The organism is Streptomyces sp. KPB2 (assembly GCF_003950055.1).
GTDB classification, from domain to species: Bacteria; Actinomycetota; Actinomycetes; order Streptomycetales; family Streptomycetaceae; genus Streptomyces; species Streptomyces salinarius.
In genome coordinates this window covers 5,017,604-5,034,556 of sequence record NZ_CP034353.1, presented here as the reverse complement: position 1 = coordinate 5,034,556, position 16,953 = coordinate 5,017,604, and the positions used below count along the sequence as shown (strand labels likewise).

The following is a 16,953-nucleotide window of genomic DNA, read 5'->3' as shown; positions in this document are numbered from 1 at the left end:
GAGGATGTGTGGTGGCCGCGTGTCACTTGTGGACGGACATCACAGCAGCGTCGGCGGCCGGAATCCATCCCCCGTCGGGAACCTCCAACCAACCCTTTTCGGTCGCGACCTGGGACGCTGCCCGGCGCAGCGCGTCGAGCGCGGGATGCACCAGTCCCTTTCGCCAGACGAGCGACACCGGCGAGAGCGGCACGGGGTCGACGAGCGGGCGTACCACCGTCGAAGGCATGGCCGGAAAGCTCCGCACGGCGAGGATCGGATTGCGCGTCTTGTCCATGATGCGCTGGAACTCCTCCTCGCCGATCGCCAGCGGCGCGGGGGACGCCACCTGGATGCCGCGCCCCTCGAAGAGGAGGTGGGCGAGGTCGGTCCACTCCGGTGTCCGCGGGTTACCGGCCCCGGCGTACACGCTCTCCCCGGCGAGCGCGGTCAGCGGCACCTCCGTCAGCCGGGCCAGCGGATGGTCCTCGGGCAGTACGACCGCCATGGGCTCGTAGCGCACCGGCTGATGGGCGAGCCCCGCCCGCAACGCCGCGGGCAGCCCCGCGAACCGGCCGAAGGAGGCGTCGAGGCGGCCCGCGACCAGTTCGCCGGCGGCGTGGGTCAGCCCACTCTCGTAACGCGCCATCAGCTCCTGCTCGGGCGCGAGCGAACGGGCCCGCTCCAGGACGAGGCGGCCGGTGGCCAGCCCCGGGGAGTTGAGGTCGACCAGCAGCGGGCGGGCCTGCCCGAAGGCGGCGAGCAGGTCGTCCTGCGCCTGGAGGACCCGGCGGGCGTACGGCAGCAGCCGCTCGCCGTCGGCCGTCGGCGTCACCTGCCGGGTGGTGCGGACGAACAGCTCGGCCCCCAACTCCCGCTCCAGACGCCGCACGTCCCTGCTCAGCGCCTGCTGGGCGACGTAGAGCCGGGCGGCGGCGCGGGTGAAGTGCAGCTCCTCGGCCACGGCGACGAAGGCGCGCAGGAGGCGGGGGTCGAGGTGGGCGGGTGCGGGCATCCGGTGAATTTACAACGGGGTTGCGTCAATGGCCACGGAGAAGGTGTTGGACCGCCCGATCGCCCCCGGGCGACGGTGGTCCCATGCCGCAACCGACCTCCGCGCACCCCTCCCGCCCCGCCTCCCCCGCCCCCTTCCTGGCCGTCACCGCGGACACCGTGGTCGCGGCCGACTTCCGCCCCCGCACCCGGAGCCGTCCGCCGGGCCCGTACCGCCGCCTCCTGTCCACACCCGGTGCACGCGCCTTCACGACCGGGAACCTCATCGCCCGGCTGCCCATGGGCATGTTCAGCGTGAGCGCGGTCGTGATGATCGCCGGCACCCGTGGGTCGTACGTCCTCGCCGGCGCCGTCACCGCGACGGGACTGGCGGCCACGGCGCTCGTCGCCCCGTGGACCGCACGGCTCGTGGACCGGTACGGCCAGGCGCGGGTGGCCGTACCCGCCACCCTGTTCGCCGCGCTGGGCTCCGTCGCCCTGCTGCTGTGCGTGCGGTACGGGGCGCCGGCCTGGACCCTGTTCGCCGCGTACGCCGCCACGGCGACGACCCCCAACACCGGCGGCATGGCCCGCGCCCGCTGGTCCCACCTGCTCAGGGGCGACGCGGACGCGCTGCACACCGCGAACTCCTTCGAGCAGGCCACGGACGAGTTGTGCTACATGCTGGGCCCGGTCCTCGCGGCGTTCCTGTGCACGGCGCTGTTTCCCGAGGCGGGCACGCTCGTGGGCGTGGTGCTGCTGGTGACCGGCATGCTGCTGTTCGCCGCCCAGCGTTCGACCGAGCCGCCGGCCCGCCCGCGCCCGACGGCGAAGGCACCCTTCCGGGCGCCGGGCATCCCGCCGCTGCTGGTGGTGTGCCTGGCGATGGGCGGGATCTTCGGCGCGATGGAGGTCGTCACGATCGCGTTCGCGGACGCACAGGGTCACCGCGCGGCGGCCGGTGCGGTCCTCGCCCTGCAGGCGGCCGGTTCCTGCGCCGCGGGTCTGCTCTACGGCGCGCTCAAGCCGGCCGGACCGGCCGAGCACCGCCTGCCGTGGTGCGTGGCCGCGATGACGGCCCTGCTGGTCCTGCCCCTGCTCGCGGCCTCCCTCAGCGGCTCCCTGCCCCTGCTGGCGCTCACGCTGCTGGTCGGCGGGATGGCGACGGCCCCGACGATGGTCACCACGATGACCCTGGTCCAGCACCGCACGCCGGAGGGCCGCCTGAACGAGGGCATGACCCTCGCGGTGACCGGCCTCCTCGGCGGTATCGCCTGCGGCAGCGCGGCGGGCGGCTGGACGGTGGAGCACGTCTCCCCCACCGCCGCCTACACCGTCCCGGTCACGGCGGCGGCCATCGCCCTGCTGCTGACCCTGCGGCCGGCCCGACGGACGCCGTGAACACGAAAACCCCCTGGTCATCGGCGGAAGGCCGACGACCAGGGGGTCCTGGAGATGTGGAGATGGCGGGAATCGAACCCGCGTCCAACGGTGCGGAACCAGGGCTTCTCCGTGTGCAGTCCGCTTCGATTTTCTCGGCCCCGGAGATCACGCGAACAAGTCTCCGACGGGCCCAGTCACTGTTTGGTTTCCCTCTTCACCCCGTGACCGGGATCAAGGTTTAGTCCCCTAGCTGATGCCAGGATCCGGGTCGGGAACAGCCCCGGGCTGACACTCCCTTAGTAGGAGGCTCGCTCTGCTACCTGAGATCAGGCAGCGAGGGCGAAGGCCTGCTGGGAGGAATCGCGCTTGGTGTTGGCGATTATTTTTTTCGGCCTGTGGTTTACGAGATCATGGCCGCTTCCTCGACACGCTTCCCCTGCTTCGACAGCCGCTGTCGAAACCGATCATCCCCATGTTGATTTTTCAAACCCTCCGAGGAGGTACGCGCTCGCTATGGAGTGCTTGCGCCATCGTACGTGACCAACGCAGGACGGTGCCAGCCTATTCCCGGCGCTCAGGCCCGCTGCTTGCGCCGGATCGCCGAGATCGTCCGCTCCGCCTCGCGCCGGTCCTGCTTCTCCCGGAGGGTCTGCCGCTTGTCGTACTCCTTCTTGCCCCGTGCCAGCGCGATCTCGACCTTGGCCCGGCCGTCCTTGAAGTAGAGCGCCAGCGGCACGATCGTGTGACCGGTCTCCTGGGACTTCGACTCCAGCTTGTCGATCTCCACGCGGTGCAGCAGCAGCTTCCGCTTGCGGCGCGCGCTGTGGTTGGTCCAGGTGCCCTGGCTGTACTCCGGCACGTGCACATTGTGCAGCCACGCTTCGTGTCCGTCCAGCTGCACGAAGCCGTCGACCAGCGAGGCCCGCCCCTGGCGCAGCGACTTCACCTCGGTGCCCGACAGCACGAGGCCGGCCTCGTAGGTGTCGAGGATCTGGTAGTCGTGCCGCGCCTTCTTGTTCTGCGCGATCAGCTTGCGCCCTTTTTCCTTAGCCATAGTGCGGTCCATTTTGGCACTACGGAGGGGTCTCGCGGAAAGCCGATTACGCGGGGTCGTTCGCCTCGCGCCCCAGTCCGCTCAGCACGGTCCGGGCCCGTCCCAGGGCGGCCGGGTCCGCCGGGTCGACCTCCAGGTCGGGCGTGATGCCCGAGCCGTCGACGCCGCGGCCGGAGGGGGTGCGGTAGTGGCCGACGGTCAGCTCGGCCACCGAGCCGCCGGGCAGCCGGCTCGGCATCTGCACCGAGCCCTTGCCGAAGGTGCGGGAGCCCAGGACGACCGCCCGGCCGCGGTCCTGGAGGGCCCCGGTGAGCAGCTCGGCCGCGCTCATCGTGCCGCCGTCGACGAGCGCGACCAGGGGTCTGGTGGTGTCGCCGCCGGGTTCGGCGTGCAGGGCGCGCTGCTCGCCGTCCACGTCGTACGTGGCGACCAGGCCGCCGTCGAGGAAGGCGGAGGCGGCGGTGACGGCCTCGGCGACCAGACCGCCGGAGTTGCCGCGCAGGTCGAGGACGACACCGGCGCCGGACGGCAACCGTGCCGCGGCCTCGCGCACCTGCTCGCCGACGCCCTTGGTGAACGAGGTGACCTTGACGACGGTGAGGCCGTCGGCGAGCGTGCGGACGGTCACGGGGTCCGTGGACAGCCGGGCGCGTCGTACGGTCTCGGTCCACGCGCGCGTGCCGCGCTCCAGGCCGAGGCGTACGGCGGTGCCGGCGGGCTCGGCCTCGGCGTCGCCGCGGAGTATGGAGACGACCTCGGTGACGGGCCGCCCGTCGACCGGCTCGCCGTCGACGCTGCGCAGGCGGTCGCCCTCGCGGATCCCGGCGCCCGCGGCGGGCGAGCCGGAGCGCACCCCGGTCACCTGGATACGGCCGTCCCGTTCGCGGCGCGCGGAGAGCCCGACGCCGGTGTACCGGCCGTCGAGGGCGTCCTCCAACTCCTCGTACTCGCCCTGGGAGTAGATGGCTCCCCAGCGGTCCCCGCTGCGGCTGACCGCGCGTTCGGCGGCCTCCACGGGGGACTTGCCGTGGGCCATCGCCTCGGCCGCCGCGCGGGCGACGTCGTCGGGCCGGGCCCGCTGACCGGCGGGGGCGGCCGAACCGGCCGCGGTGGGCTCGGACTTCCGGTCCGTCCCGGGGAGCGAGCCGGTGGCCGCGCCCGCGACGAGCACGCTCGCGAACACCAAGGTCAGGGCGGCCCCGTGGCGTGCGCGACGGGGCTGACAGAACAGGGCACGACCTGACATGCCGGTGAGTCTAGGACAACGCGAGGGGGTCGTACGGTCGCTCGACCGTACGACCCCCTTGGTATGTGTCACACCTTCAGGTACTTGCGCAGCGCGAAGAACGCGGCCAACGCGGGCATCAGCAGACTCACGGCCAGGATGAGCGGGAGCTTGGTCAGGACGGCGTCCCAGCCGATGAAGTTGATCAGGTTCAGCTTCTCGGACAGGGCGAGTCCGTGGTCGATGATGAAGTACCGGGCGATCACCAGGAATCCGCAGGCGACACCACCGCCGATGAGTCCGGCGACCGCGGCCTCCATGATGAACGGCGCCTGGATGTAGAAGCCCGACGCACCCACGAGGCGCATGATGCCGGTCTCGCGGCGCCGGCTGAACGCCGAGACGCGCACGGTGTTGACGATCAGCATCAGCGCGACGACGAGCATGAGGGCCATCACCGCGCGGGCGGCCCAGTTCATGCCGTTGAGGAGACCGAAGAGGTTGTCCAGGATGCCCTTCTGGTCCTGCACGGACTGCACGCCCTCACGGCCGTCGAAGGCGGTCGCGATGACCTGGTACTTCTCCGGGTCCTTCAGCTTGATCCGGTACGACTCCTGCATCTGGTCCGGCGTGAGGGAGCTGGCCAGCGGCGAGTCGCCGAACTGCTCCTTGTAGTGCTTGTACGCCTCGTCCTGCGACTCGTACGTCACCTTCTCGACGACGGCCATCTCGTCGAGGTCGGCCATGATCTGCTTCTTCTGGTCCTCGGTCACCGCGCCCTTGGCGCAGTTGGGGTCGGACTCGGCGTCGCTCTTGTTGCAGAGGAAGACCGAGACGTTGACCTTGTCGTACCAGTAGCCCTTCATGGTGCTGACCTGGTCGCTCATCAGCAGTGACCCGCCGAACAGGGCCAGGGACAGGGCGACCGAGACGATGACCGCGAAGGTCATCGTCAGATTGCGGCGAAGACCGACACCGATCTCCGAGACTACGAACTGGGCGCGCATGGCGTCTCGTTAAGCCTTTCGTTCCTCGTCGTCAGCGGCTCGTCAGTGCTGGTAGCCGTAGACACCGCGTGCCTGGTCCCGGACGAGGCGGCCCTTCTCCAGCTCGATGACGCGCTTGCGCATCTGGTCCACGATGTTCTGGTCGTGCGTGGCCATCACCACGGTGGTGCCCGTCCGGTTGATGCGGTCGAGCAGCTTCATGATGCCGACGGAGGTCTGCGGGTCGAGGTTGCCCGTGGGCTCGTCGGCGATCAGCAGCTTGGGCCGGTTGACGAAGGCGCGGGCGATGGCGACGCGCTGCTGCTCACCACCGGACAGCTCGCCGGGCCTGCGGTCCTCCTTGCCGCCGAGTCCGACCAGGTCGAGCACCTGGGGCACCGACTTGCGGATCTCGCCGCGGGACTTGCCGATGACCTCCTGGGCGAAGGCGACGTTCTCGCCGACCGTCTTGTTCGGCAGCAGGCGGAAGTCCTGGAAGACCGTCCCCAGCTGGCGCCGCATCTGCGGCACCTTCCAGTTGGACAGGCGGGCGAGGTCCTTGCCCAGCACGTGCACCTGTCCGTGACTGCACCGCTCCTCGCGGAGGATGAGCCGCAGGAAGGTGGACTTTCCCGAGCCGGAGGATCCCACGAGGAAGACGAACTCGCCCTTCTCGACCTCCAGGGAGACATCCCTGAGGGCTGGGTGGCTCTGTTTGGGGTAGACCTTGGAGACGTTGTCGAATCGGATCACGGATGCACCACGGGTCGCCGGGGGTAGATGTGCGTGACCATACGCGAACCGGGGAGCCGACCGCAGTCACCGGTCGGGGTTGCGTATCAGTTGCGCGTTTTGTCCCCACGGGAGGGCGCGCGGGGGCCCACGGAACCTGGCACAGTGGAAGGGGAACGTTCGTACCGTCGCGGGCGTTGTTTCAGACAGAGCCGGTGGCAAGGAGGGCGAGCGCATGACGTACGACCGGTTGGTGTGCGCGAACTGCGCGGCGCCCGTGAGTGAGGGCAGGTGCCCGGTGTGCCGGGCCAACCGCGAGCGGCTGCAGCAGGAGAGCAACCCCTTCTCGGGGCTGAACCCGATGGCGCTGATCGCGCTGCTGGCGGTGCTGGTCGCCGCGGTGGCCCTGCTGGCCCAGCAGACCGTCTGACGGCCCTGGAGCGGCCTTCAGGGCCGCCAGGACGCGGACACACGGGCACGACACGGACACGTAGAGCGCAAAAGGGGCCCGGAGCGGTGATGCTCCGGGCCCCTTCACGTGCGTGCGCGGTGCGTACGCGGACGGCTACCGTCAGGCAGCAGCGCCGCCGCGGCCGTTCATCAGGCGCGGCAGGAAGCGGAAGCCGATGCCGCCCGCGATCATCGTCGCGGCGCCGACCAGCAGGAACGTGGTCTCGGCGGCACCGGTCTCGGCGAGCTCCTTGCCGTCACCCTGGGCGGCGTTGTTGGAGGAGGCCGGGGCCTGCTCGCCGGTGTCGGTCAGGGCCGAGGAGCCCTGGTCCTGGGTGACGTTGTCGTTGCCGCCGCCGTCGGGGGAGGTGTTGTCGCCGCCGCCTCCGTTGCCGTTGCCGTTGCCGTTGCCGTTGCCGTTGCCCGAGCCGCCGTTGCCGTTGCCGCCGTTGCCGTTGCCGTTGTCGCCACCGTCACCCGGGTCGGTCGGATTGGTGGGGTCGGTCGTGCCCGGGTCGGTCGGGTCCGTGGTGCCGGGGTCGGTCGGGTCGGTCGTACCGGGGTCCGTCGGATCGGTCGGGTCCGTCGGGTCCGTCGGGTCCGTGGGGTCGGTCGGGTCCGTGGGGTCCGTGGGGTCCGTGGGGTCGGTCGGGTCCGTGGGGTCGGTCGGGTCCGTCGGGTCCGTGGGATCCGTCGGGTCACAGTCCGGACCGGTGCCGATGTCGCACGGGTCGGGGTCGTCCTCGCCGCCCTGGACGCTCAGACCGAGGCCGATACCGCTGTCGCTGGAGTCCGCGCTGACGCCGATCTCCAGCGCCGAGGCGGCGCCCGCGGCGGTCAGCGAGGCGCCGGCCGCGATCACGGCGCCGGCCGCGATGCGCGCGACACGGATGCGCGTCTTCTTCGTCATGTAGTTGCTACCCCCAGTAGCCGATTAGTCGGTGAGGCCGCACTCGGGGCTGTGATCGACGGGGGGCGGCTGCATGTGTGCTCAAGCCCCCCGGTTCACATGCGCCCCAGAAATACGCATGCCGCGCCTCACCATTCCGAATGTTCAAAGCAACGTCAAGGCCATTGCGTACGCGATGTCCAGGTAAGGGACGTATGCCGGACACAAAGGGTGTGAGTGTGATGCAAAACCCAGACATCACCGGCGAACGGCGGGCAGACAAAAGGCAACTGCCGCCCGAAGAGCGGCAGTTGCCTTGTCGACAAAGCGGCGATTCCGCTTCGCTTTACCTCTCCTGCTGCTTGCGCCAGCGAATGCCGGCCTCGAGGAAGCCGTCGATCTCGCCGTTGAACACGGCCTCGGGGTTGCCCACTTCGTGCTCCGTGCGCAGGTCCTTGACCATCTGGTACGGGTGCAGCACGTACGAACGCATCTGGTTGCCCCAGGAGTTGCCCCCGTCGCCCTTGAGGGCGTCCATCTTGGCCTGCTCCTCCTGGCGGCGCCGTTCCAGGAGCTTGGCCTGGAGGACGTTCATGGCGGTGGCCTTGTTCTGGATCTGCGAGCGCTCGTTCTGGCAGGAGACGACGATGCCGGTGGGGATGTGGGTCAGGCGTACCGCCGAGTCGGTGGTGTTCACGCCCTGGCCACCGGGGCCGGAGGAGCGGTACACGTCCACCCGCAGCTCGGACTCGTCGATCTCGATGTGGTCGGTCTGCTCGACCACGGGGAGGATCTCGACGCCCGCGAAGGAGGTCTGGCGGCGCCCCTGGTTGTCGAAGGGCGAGATGCGCACCAGGCGGTGGGTGCCCTGCTCGACGGAGAGGGTGCCGTAGGCGTACGGCGACTGCACGGCGAAGGTGGTCGACTTGATGCCGGCCTCCTCCGCGTACGACGTCTCGTAGACCTCGGTCTTGTAGCCGTGCTGCTCGGCCCAGCGCAGGTACATGCGCTGGAGCTTCTCGGCGAAGTCGGCGGCGTCCACGCCACCCGCCTCGGCGCGGATGTTGACGAGCGCCTCGCGCGCGTCGTACTCGCCGGAGAGCAGGGTGCGGACCTCCATCTCGTCCAGCGCCTTGCGGACGGCCGCGAGCTCGGACTCGGCCTCGGCACGGGTGTCCGGGTCGTCCTCCTCCTCGGCCATCTCGAAGAGCACCCCGAGATCGTCGATCCGGCCGCGCAGGGCCTCGGCCTTCCGCACCTCGGCCTGGAGGTGCGAGAGCTTGCTGGTGATCTTCTGCGCCGCCTCCGGGTCGTCCCACAGGGAGGGCGCGGCCGCCTGCTCCTCGAGCACGGCGATGTCTGCCCTCAGCCTGTCGAGGTCCAGGACGGCCTCGATCGACTCCATGGTCGAGGAGAGGGACTTCAGCTCTTCGGATACATCGACGACTGCCACGCATCCAGCGTAACGGCTCCGGCCCGCGGTCCACGCCCGGCGGGGGTGCGGGGTGTGGACCGCGGCGGCGGTGCGGGGCTCAGGGAGCGGCCGGCGCCGAGTTCCGCGTGTCCTGGGGACCGGTGCCGTCCTCGTCACCGCCCGTGGCCAGCCAGGTGCCGACGCCGATCGCCGCCACCAGGGCCACGGCGCCCGCACCCACCGCGAGCCGGCGCCGCCGCGCGGTGGCGCGGTTGCGGGCCGAGCCGGGGCGCGGGGAGCCCGCCGCGCGCGGGGCGCGGGCGGTGCCGCGGGCGCCGCCGGCCAGCTCGTCCGGGGCGGGGACGCGCATCGACGTGTGGGTGTCGCGGTTGGAGTCGGCGGGCTTGGCCCCCGGCACCAGCGGCACCGCTCCCCGGCGCCGTACGGGCTCGGGGGCGGCCGGGGACGCGGCGGACACCGCGGACTCCTCGGGGGCGTCCTCCTGCTGCTCGGCGTCGGGCTCGTCCACGTCCAGCGGGGCCATGCCGGCGAGCATCGGCAGCAGCTCGCGCAGCCGGGCGCTCAGCTCGGAGGCGCGCAGCCGGGAGGCGGGGGCCTTGGCGAGGCACTGGACCAGGAGCTGCCACAGCTCGTCGGGGATGCCGGGGAGCGGGACGACGGTCTCGGTCACGTGGCGGCGCAGCACGGCGCCGGGGTGGCCGCCGCCGAACGGCGTGAAGCCGGCGAGCAGCTCGTAGAGCACCGTGGCCAGCGCGTAGATGTCGACCGCGGCGCGCGGGGGCAGGCCCTCGACGATCTCCGGGGCGAGGTAGTCGGGCGTGCCGATGATCTTCGTGGCGCGGGTGCGGCGCGGGGTGTCGATGAGCTTGGCCACCCCGAAGTCCGTCAGCAGCGCCGGGTGCGAGCCGCCGGGGCCGAGCGGGCCCTGCATGTCGAGCAGCACGTTCTCGGGCTTGACGTCGCGGTGCACGACCCCGGCGGCGTGGGCCGCGGCCAGTCCGTCGGCGACGTCGGCGACGACGGCCACCGCGGCCTCGGGCGCCAGGCGCCGCTCCCGGTCGAGGCGGGTGCGCAGGTCGGTGCCGCGGACCAGGTCCATGACGAGCGCGAGGTCGTTGCCGTCGACCACCAGGTCGCGCACGGAGACGACGTGCGGGTGCTCCAGGCCGAGCAGGGCGGTGCGCTCCTGCACGAAGCGGGAGACGAGTTCCTGGTCGGACGCCAGGTCCTCGCGCAGCAGCTTGATCGCGACGGGTCCGTCGGGACCCTCGCCCAGCCACACCGTGCCGGCGCTGCCCCGCCCGAGGATCTGATGGGCGGTGTACCGGCTGCCGATCTTCCGTGCCAAGACTGCTCCTACCGACGCGTGTTGCGCCTAAAAGTACGCGTCCCGGGAGCCGGCCTTCACCGCGGAGGCGGAAATCACCCTCCGGATGTCGACAAGTCTCCAGACTCAGCCTCCGCCGGAGCCGCCCAGGTCCCCCATCCAGTCGGTCACGGTGGTGAACCAGTCGGTGAGCTGGTCCCAGTAGCCCTTGCCGGTGCCGATCCAGTCCTGGAGCGGGCTCAGCTCCCACACGAGCCAGCCGGCCACGAACAGGACGACGAGGGTGACCAGGCACCCCTTGAGGCAGCCCAGCCCCGGGATGCGCATGGGGTTGGCGCTGCGCTGCCGCGGCGGCCTGGGCTCACGCCGGGGCGGCTGCGGCTCGGGGGCGGGCGGCGGGGCGTAGCGCTGCGGCGGCTGGGGCTGCGGGGTGGCGTAGCGCTGCGGCGGTTGCTGCTGCGGGTAGCCGTAGCCGGGCTGCTGGGGCGGCGGTCCCTGGGGGGCCTGGCGCGGCTGCTGGGGCGCGCGGGAGACCTGCCGCTGGGGGCGGCGGCGCAGCGGGTCCTGGTTGGGGTCGAGGTACTGGACCTGCGTCTGCTCGTTGCGGTCGCGGGCGGCGCGCAGCTGGTTCTGCCAGGGGTGCGGGTCCTCGGGCCCGCCCTGACCGGGCGCGCCCGGCTGTCCCGCCTGCCCCGGGCCCACCGGCGGCATGACGGCGGTCGGGTCGGCGGCCCCGGTGTTCGGGAGCACGGCGGTGGGGTCGGCGGCGCCCGCCGGGCCCCCGGTGTGCGGCAGGACGCTGGTCGCGCCGTTCGGGTCGTAGGCGGCGTCGGGGGTGCCGGGAGTTCCGGGAACCTGCGCGGGTGCCGGGTCGGGGGCGAGGAGCGCGCCCACGCCCTCGGCGGCGCCGATCTGCGCGCTGCTCGCGTGCACGCCGATGCCCTCGGCGACGACGCGCAGGCCGCGGGCGAGGTTCTCGGCGCTGGGGCGTTCGTCCGGGTTCTTGCGCAGGCAGCGCTCGATGACCGTCCACAGCGGGTCGGGGACGGTGGAGGGGCGGCGCGGTTCGGCGCTCAGGTGCTGGTGCAGCACTTCGAGGGCGGAGCCGCCGCCGAACGGGGGACGGCCGGTGACCAGCTCGTACAGCAGGATGCCGGCGCCGTAGACGTCGACGGCGGAGGTCTGCGGGCGGCCCTCGGCGGACTCCGGCGCGACGTACGCGGGCGTGCCGACGAACTCGTGGGTACGGGTGAGGCCGGGCGAGTCGGCGAGGCGGGCGATGCCGAAGTCGGTGAGCATCGGGTGCATCTCGCCGCCGGTCTGCTTCAGCAGGACGTTGGCCGGCTTCAGGTCGCGGTGGACGACGCCGTCGGCGTGGCTCGCGGCGAGCGCGTCGGCGATCTGCGCGGTGAGCAGGGCCGCCGCAACCGGGGTGAGCGGCCCGTTTTCGCGCAGATAGCGGTGGAGGTCGGGGCCGTCGACGAGGTCCATGACGAGGGCCAGCAGCTCGCCCTCGACGACCAGGTCGCGGACCCGGACGATATTGGGGTGGGTGAGCCGGAGCAGGACGGAACGTTCGCGCAGAAAGCGCATCACGATGTCGGCGTCGCTCGCGAGCTCTTCCTTGAGCACCTTGATCGCGACGGTCTCGCCGGGCTGTCCGGCCACGGCCGCCTCGGCGCCCGCGGTCTCGCGCTGGCGGGCACGCCAGACGGTGCCCGTGGCGCCGCGGCCGAGGGGCTCCTCGAGGAGGTACTTGCTGCCGACGGGCCGCACGTCATGCGCTCCTAGTTGCTTGCTGGCTGTTCGGACCCACTGTCGCAGAAGCGGTCGGTCGACGGTGGGTCCCAGTCGGACCCAACTGTAGTGCCGCCTCCGGGCCACGTTCGAAGGAAAGACGCTCGACCCGGTCCCTTGGTTGCCGCTGCCCGGACGTGACCGATCTCAAGCGGACGGCTTTCGATCATCCACGGAGCAGCTGTCAGGCATTTTTGGGGGCACAGCCGACCAATCAAGATCATTTGACGGCGGGCGGCGGGCGCGTTGTCGGTGGCAGGTGCGAGGATGCGTGCAGTACTGGCCGACGTGCTCGTGTGACGGTGGGGGAAGTCCGCGGTGGGGGACCGTGGTGGCGGCTTCCGTCCCGGCGTGCGGGCGCCCGCGCGAAGGGACCGCTTACGGCGATGCAGATCCGGCTGACCGTCGTGGACCCGCTGGGCCCGCATGCACCGGCCGTCCCGGCCTCCTCGGCGGGGGGCCGCGCCGCGCGTTGCGACGTACTCGTCACCGCGCCCGCCGGCACGGCGCTGGCCGCGGTCGCCTCCGCGCTGGCCGCCACGCTCCCCGGCGAGGGCGCCGGCTCCGGCCAGGTGGTGCTGTACTCCGGCGCACAGCGCCTCGACGCCCAGCGCAGCACCCTGGGCGAGCCCCCGCTGGTCGACGGCGCCGTCCTCTGTCTCGGCGCGCCGGGCGAGCCCGACCCGCACACCGAGCCGGCGGACGTCCCCGTCCAGCTCCACGTGGTCGCGGGGCCCGACGCGGGCGGCGTCCACCTCCTGCACGGCGGCCAGATCCGGCTCGGCCGCTCCGCCGACGCCGACGTCGCGCTCGACGACCCGGACGTCTCCCGCATGCACTGCGCGGTCACCGTCGGTCCCGACGGCCGCGTCTCGGTCGCCGACCTCGGCTCCACCAACGGCACCACTCTGGACGGCACCCGCGTGGGCGACCGCCCGGTCCGCTTCGCCCCGGGTGCGCTGCTGCGGATCGGCGAGTCGGCCCTGCGGCTGGTGCCGGTGCCGCCGGCGGCGGAGGTGCGGGTGGCGACGACGCCGGACGGGGAGGGACACGTACGGCTGTCCGGGTACCGGGCGCCCGCACCGGGCGACGGGGTCGGCGACGCGGTGTCCCACGCGCGCGTGGCCGACGGGGCGGAGGGACCCGGCGCCGCGGGCGACCGCTCCCGCGCGGCGGGTCCGTCCGGAGCCGCGCGGGCGGCCGGCGGCGCCGCTCCCGCCACCCGCGGGGCGTCGGAAGGGTCGGGCACCGCGCCGGACTCCGGCGCCCACGGCACCCGGGGCACGGAGGCCGACGGCACCCCCGCGGCCGGGGGGCGGACCCACCACGCGTACGGCACCTCGGCGTACGGCACGGACGGGACACCCCCCGAGCCGCCGCAGGTCCCCGGGCAGGGCGGCGCACCCCGCATCGAGAGCCACGGCACCGGTCCCACCGCGGGCCTGCCCCGGCAGTCCCCCGCCGCGGGCGAGACACACGGCGGCGCGCGGGGCGCGGGGTCGTACGCGACCGACGGCCACCGCGCGCCCGGGCACCGCCCTCCCGCACCGCGCGCACCCGGCGAGCACGGGAGCGGCCGGGGTTCCTCCACGCCGGGCGGTTACGGGGCCGACGCAACCGGCGGCGGGTACGGGGCCGACGCGCCCGGCGGTGCCGCGCCCCGCACCGGCACACGCGGCGGGGGCGCGCACGGCACCGGCATGCCCGACGGGGACGCGTACCGTACCGGTCCCTCCGCACAGCAGCACACGTACGGGCCGGGTAGGTCCGGCGGAAGCGCGGCCCGCACCGGCACAACCGGCGAGGACGCGTACCGCACCGGCGCCTCCGGACCGACCCCGTACCGACCGGACAGTCCCGGCACGAGCGCGTACGGCGACGTCGGCGCGGGCGGGCCCGGCGGCGGCTCCGCCGGTGCGCGTGCTTCCCGCACGGGTGCCGCCGGTGAGGCCCCCCGCCGTCCCTCCGACGCACGCGGGTGGACGGCCGGCGCGGGCCCGAACGACCGCACCGGCCGGGAGCCCGGCACCGGACAGCGCGCCGACGACCGCCCCGGCCGCGAGCCCCGCCCCGGCCGCAAGGGCACCCCCCTGCGCGGCACCGACGTGCCGCAGGAGGTGCGCAGGCGCGGAGGGATAGGGGCGTGGGCCCGGCGGCTGACCGGCGGCCGCGCAGGCGCTCCGGAGACCGGCGTGTCCGGCGCGCGGGCGTACGACGAGACGACGGCCGCCGGAGCGGCGCCGGAGGCCCCGCCCGGCACCCAGCGCGCCCCGGAGACCTGGCCGGACCCCGCCTCGCTGCTGCTGACGGCGCTGGGCCCGGGGCCGCGGCTGTGGGAGCGCGGCCCGGATCACCCGGAGGCGCTCACCGTGCGGCTCGGCACGGCCGACCGGATGGCGCCGGGCGGTGCCGCCCCGCTGCCCGCGGTCCCGGTCACCGCCGATCTGCGCGAGGTCGGCGCGCTCGGCCTCGCGGGCCCGCGCGAGCGGCTCAGCGGGCTGGCCCGTTCGGTGCTGGCCCAGCTCGCCGCGCTGCACTCCGCCGACACCCTGGAGATCGTCCTGATCAGCGCGGACCGCTCCCGTCCGCTCGCCGAGCGGGACGCCGAGTGGTCCTGGCTCGGCTGGCTGCCGCAGGTGCGCCCGGGACACGGCCAGGACTGCCGCCTGCTGCTCGCCCACGACCGCGAACAGGCCACGGCCCGTGCGCAGGAGCTCCTCCGCCGCCTCGACGACCACCACGCGGACCGGGCCCGGTCCGGAGCACGCGCCCAGGACGCGGCTCCGGACGCGACCGGCGGAACCGCCCGCCACCAGCCCTCCTGGGCCCGCCCCGCCGACGGAAGCAGCGACGGGACCGACCCGGCCGGCGGCTTCACCGGCCCGTACACCGTGGTCGTCGTGGACGGGGACCCCGGCGGTGCCGACGTGCGCGAGGCGGTGGCGCGGCTGGCCCTGGAGGGACCGCGGGCCGGCATCCACGTCGTGTGCCTCGCCGAGACGGCCGCCGCCTCCCCCACGTCCCCGGTGACGCGGACGTACGAGGCGGCCTGCGCGGTGTCGCCGGTGTTCCGGGAGTGCGGTGCCGTCGCGCTGCTCAGCGGCGACGTGGCGACGACCCTGCGCCTGCTGCGCGTCGCCCGCGCGGGGACCAGCACCGGCACGAGCGCCGGACCGGGCGCGGACCCGGGCGCCCCGGCTGCACCCGTCGCCCCCGCCGGCCCGGTCGGGCACGGCACCCTCGGCACGCTGGACGCCGTCTCCCTGCCGTGGGCCGAGCGCTTCGCGCGCGCCCTGGCCCCGCTGCGCACGGACGCCGCCACCGGCGGCGAGCACCACGCGCGCGTGTCCGCACCGCTCCCCCGGACGGCCCGGCTCCTCGACGAGCTGGGCCTGGCCCGCGCCACCCCCGCCTCCCTGATGGCCCGCTGGGCCGCCGCCGCCGACGACACCGAGTCCCTCGGGGGACGCGCCCAGGCGGTGCTGGGCGCCGGTCCGCGCGGCCCCGTCCCGGTCGACCTGGCCGCCGAGGGACCGCACCTGCTGATCGAGGGCCCGCCCGGCAGCGGTCGCACCGAGCTGCTGCGGGCGCTGGTCGCCTCGCTCGCCTCGGCCGAACGGCCCGACCGGCTCGGCGTCGTCCTCGTGGACGGCCGCGACAGCGTGAGTTCGGGCGGCGCCCACGGCGAGGGCCTGCGTGTGTGCACGGACGTACCGCACGTCACCACCCATCTCACCGCCAACGACCCCGTGCGGATGCGGGAGTTCGCCCAGTCCCTGAGCGCCGAGCTGAAGCGGCGCGCCGAGCTGCTCGGACGGTCGCACTTCACCGAGTGGCACACGGGACGCGAGGTGTCGGGCCGGCTGGTGGCCCAGCGCACGGCTGCCACGGCGGGGACCGCGCCGGCCTCCGACGCCGGGGACATCGAGTCCCCGCCCAGCTCCACCCTGCGCCTGCGCCCCGCCGCCAAGCGCCGCACGGGGCCCGTCCCGCCCCTGCCCCGCCTGGTCGTGGTCGTCGACGACCTCGACGCCCTCGTCACTCCCCCGCTCGGTTCCCCGGGGCGCCCCGCCGCGGGGTCGGTGATGCGGGCCCTGGAGGCCGTCGCGCGGGAGGGCGAGCGGCTCGGGGTCCACCTGGTGGCGGCGACCGCCCCCGGCGGCCGTACGGAGAACACGGAGCCCGCCCTGCGCGCGACCCTGCGCGTCACCCTGGACGCGCCGGTGCCGGGCCCGGACGAACCGGCGCCCGGACGCGGCCGGTTGGCCCACCCCGACGGACGCACCACCGCCTTCCAGGGCGGCCGGGTCACGGGCCGCATCCCGCGCACGGCGACACTGCGCCCCACGGTGGTCCCCCTGGAGTGGCACCGCATGGGCGACCCGCCCACCCGCCGTCCGGTGCGCGAACTGGGCAACGGCCCCACCGACTTGGCCCTCCTGGCCAGCGCCCTGGAGCGCGCGGCCCGCGAGGTCTCGGCGGCGGAGGTCCCCTCGCTCCTGTAGTGCCGGAGCAGCCCACGACGCCCGCACCCGTGCCGCCCCAGCGGCACGACTGCCCGCAGGCGGCGCGCGTGGGAGTCACGACGCGGTCACGAAACCCCGTTCGGCGGCCGACGCGCCCTTGCCGCCCTCACCCCCCTGGCGTACACCAGAGCGCACGGGACAGCGCCGAGCGTTCGACGATGAACGAAGAACGGGGCA

The 16,953-nt window shown here is 73.8% G+C and carries 12 protein-coding genes and 1 other RNA gene; 3 read left to right on the top strand and 10 right to left on the bottom strand.

All coding sequences use genetic code 11. The annotated features are described in order from the left end of the window. Positions 1–22 precede the first annotated feature (22 nt). On the bottom strand, positions 23–994 hold the full coding sequence (gene stgR, locus D1J63_RS22620) for a LysR family transcriptional regulator StgR (RefSeq protein WP_125631185.1): 972 nt from the start codon (positions 992–994) through the stop codon (positions 23–25). An 83-nt stretch (positions 995–1,077) separates the two neighbouring features. Here stgR and D1J63_RS22615 point away from each other — a divergent pair, with 83 nt between their 5' ends. Then, positions 1,078–2,373 carry an MFS transporter gene (locus tag D1J63_RS22615; protein ID WP_164712927.1) on the top strand — a complete coding sequence of 432 codons (1,296 nt, stop codon included), beginning with the start codon at positions 1,078–1,080 and terminating at the stop codon, positions 2,371–2,373. Positions 2,374–2,427: 54 nt separating this feature from the next. On the opposite strand, the gene ssrA is transcribed toward D1J63_RS22615, so the two are convergent. The 5 genes from ssrA to ftsE form a co-directional block, all read right to left on the bottom strand. Beyond that, positions 2,428–2,827, bottom strand: a transfer-messenger RNA (tmRNA) gene (gene ssrA / locus D1J63_RS22610). Positions 2,828–2,929: 102 nt separating this feature from the next. Then, entirely contained in the window at positions 2,930–3,409 is a 480-nt protein-coding gene (smpB, locus tag D1J63_RS22605; protein ID WP_007450171.1) for an SsrA-binding protein SmpB, read from the bottom strand. Positions 3,410–3,455: 46 nt separating this feature from the next. Then, positions 3,456–4,655, bottom strand: coding sequence for a S41 family peptidase (locus D1J63_RS22600; protein WP_176155126.1), 1,200 nt, complete (start codon positions 4,653–4,655; stop codon positions 3,456–3,458). Positions 4,656–4,723: 68 nt separating this feature from the next. Next, positions 4,724–5,641, bottom strand: coding sequence for a permease-like cell division protein FtsX (gene ftsX, locus D1J63_RS22595; protein WP_030402047.1), 918 nt, complete (start codon positions 5,639–5,641; stop codon positions 4,724–4,726). Between the two features lie 42 nt (positions 5,642–5,683). Then, positions 5,684–6,373: a cell division ATP-binding protein FtsE gene (gene ftsE / locus D1J63_RS22590; RefSeq protein ID WP_003975843.1), complete on the bottom strand. Its 690-nt coding sequence runs from the start codon at positions 6,371–6,373 to the stop codon at positions 5,684–5,686. Between the two features lie 214 nt (positions 6,374–6,587). Between ftsE and D1J63_RS22585 the strand changes: the two genes are divergently transcribed. Next, on the top strand, positions 6,588–6,782 hold the full coding sequence (locus D1J63_RS22585; RefSeq protein ID WP_030402048.1) for a hypothetical protein: 195 nt from the start codon (positions 6,588–6,590) through the stop codon (positions 6,780–6,782). A gap of 141 nt (positions 6,783–6,923) precedes the next feature. Here the strand turns inward: D1J63_RS22585 and D1J63_RS22580 are convergent, their stop codons facing one another. The 4 genes from D1J63_RS22580 to D1J63_RS22565 form a co-directional block, all read right to left on the bottom strand. Then, on the bottom strand, positions 6,924–7,712 hold the full coding sequence (locus D1J63_RS22580) for a hypothetical protein (protein WP_125631183.1): 789 nt from the start codon (positions 7,710–7,712) through the stop codon (positions 6,924–6,926). A gap of 325 nt (positions 7,713–8,037) precedes the next feature. Beyond that, positions 8,038–9,144, bottom strand: coding sequence for a peptide chain release factor 2 (gene prfB / locus D1J63_RS22575; RefSeq protein WP_125631181.1), 1,107 nt, complete (start codon positions 9,142–9,144; stop codon positions 8,038–8,040). Positions 9,145–9,223: 79 nt separating this feature from the next. Continuing rightward, entirely contained in the window at positions 9,224–10,474 is a 1,251-nt protein-coding gene (locus D1J63_RS22570; RefSeq protein WP_125631179.1) for a serine/threonine-protein kinase, read from the bottom strand. 105 nt (positions 10,475–10,579) lie between these two features. Then, a complete protein-coding gene (locus D1J63_RS22565; RefSeq protein ID WP_125631177.1) occupies positions 10,580–12,229 on the bottom strand; it encodes a serine/threonine-protein kinase in 1,650 nt (549 codons plus the stop codon). Between the two features lie 407 nt (positions 12,230–12,636). On the opposite strand from D1J63_RS22565, the gene D1J63_RS22560 reads away from it, so the two are divergent. Beyond that, positions 12,637–16,755: an FHA domain-containing protein gene (locus tag D1J63_RS22560; protein WP_125631175.1), complete on the top strand. Its 4,119-nt coding sequence runs from the start codon at positions 12,637–12,639 to the stop codon at positions 16,753–16,755. Positions 16,756–16,953 lie beyond the last annotated feature (198 nt).

Excerpts from the sequence above, each read along its gene's own strand:
- stgR (WP_125631185.1), bottom strand. The coding sequence starts at position 994 with ATGCCCGCACCCGCCCACCTCGACCCCCGCCTCCTGCGCGCCTTCGTC.
- D1J63_RS22615 (WP_164712927.1), top strand. The coding sequence starts at position 1,078 with ATGCCGCAACCGACCTCCGCGCACCCCTCCCGCCCCGCCTCCCCCGCC.
- smpB (WP_007450171.1), bottom strand. The coding sequence starts at position 3,409 with ATGGCTAAGGAAAAAGGGCGCAAGCTGATCGCGCAGAACAAGAAGGCG.
- D1J63_RS22600 (WP_176155126.1), bottom strand. The coding sequence starts at position 4,655 with ATGTCAGGTCGTGCCCTGTTCTGTCAGCCCCGTCGCGCACGCCACGGG.
- ftsX (WP_030402047.1), bottom strand. The coding sequence starts at position 5,641 with ATGCGCGCCCAGTTCGTAGTCTCGGAGATCGGTGTCGGTCTTCGCCGC.
- D1J63_RS22585 (WP_030402048.1), top strand. The coding sequence starts at position 6,588 with ATGACGTACGACCGGTTGGTGTGCGCGAACTGCGCGGCGCCCGTGAGT.
- D1J63_RS22580 (WP_125631183.1), bottom strand. The coding sequence starts at position 7,712 with ATGACGAAGAAGACGCGCATCCGTGTCGCGCGCATCGCGGCCGGCGCC.
- D1J63_RS22560 (WP_125631175.1), top strand. The coding sequence starts at position 12,637 with ATGCAGATCCGGCTGACCGTCGTGGACCCGCTGGGCCCGCATGCACCG.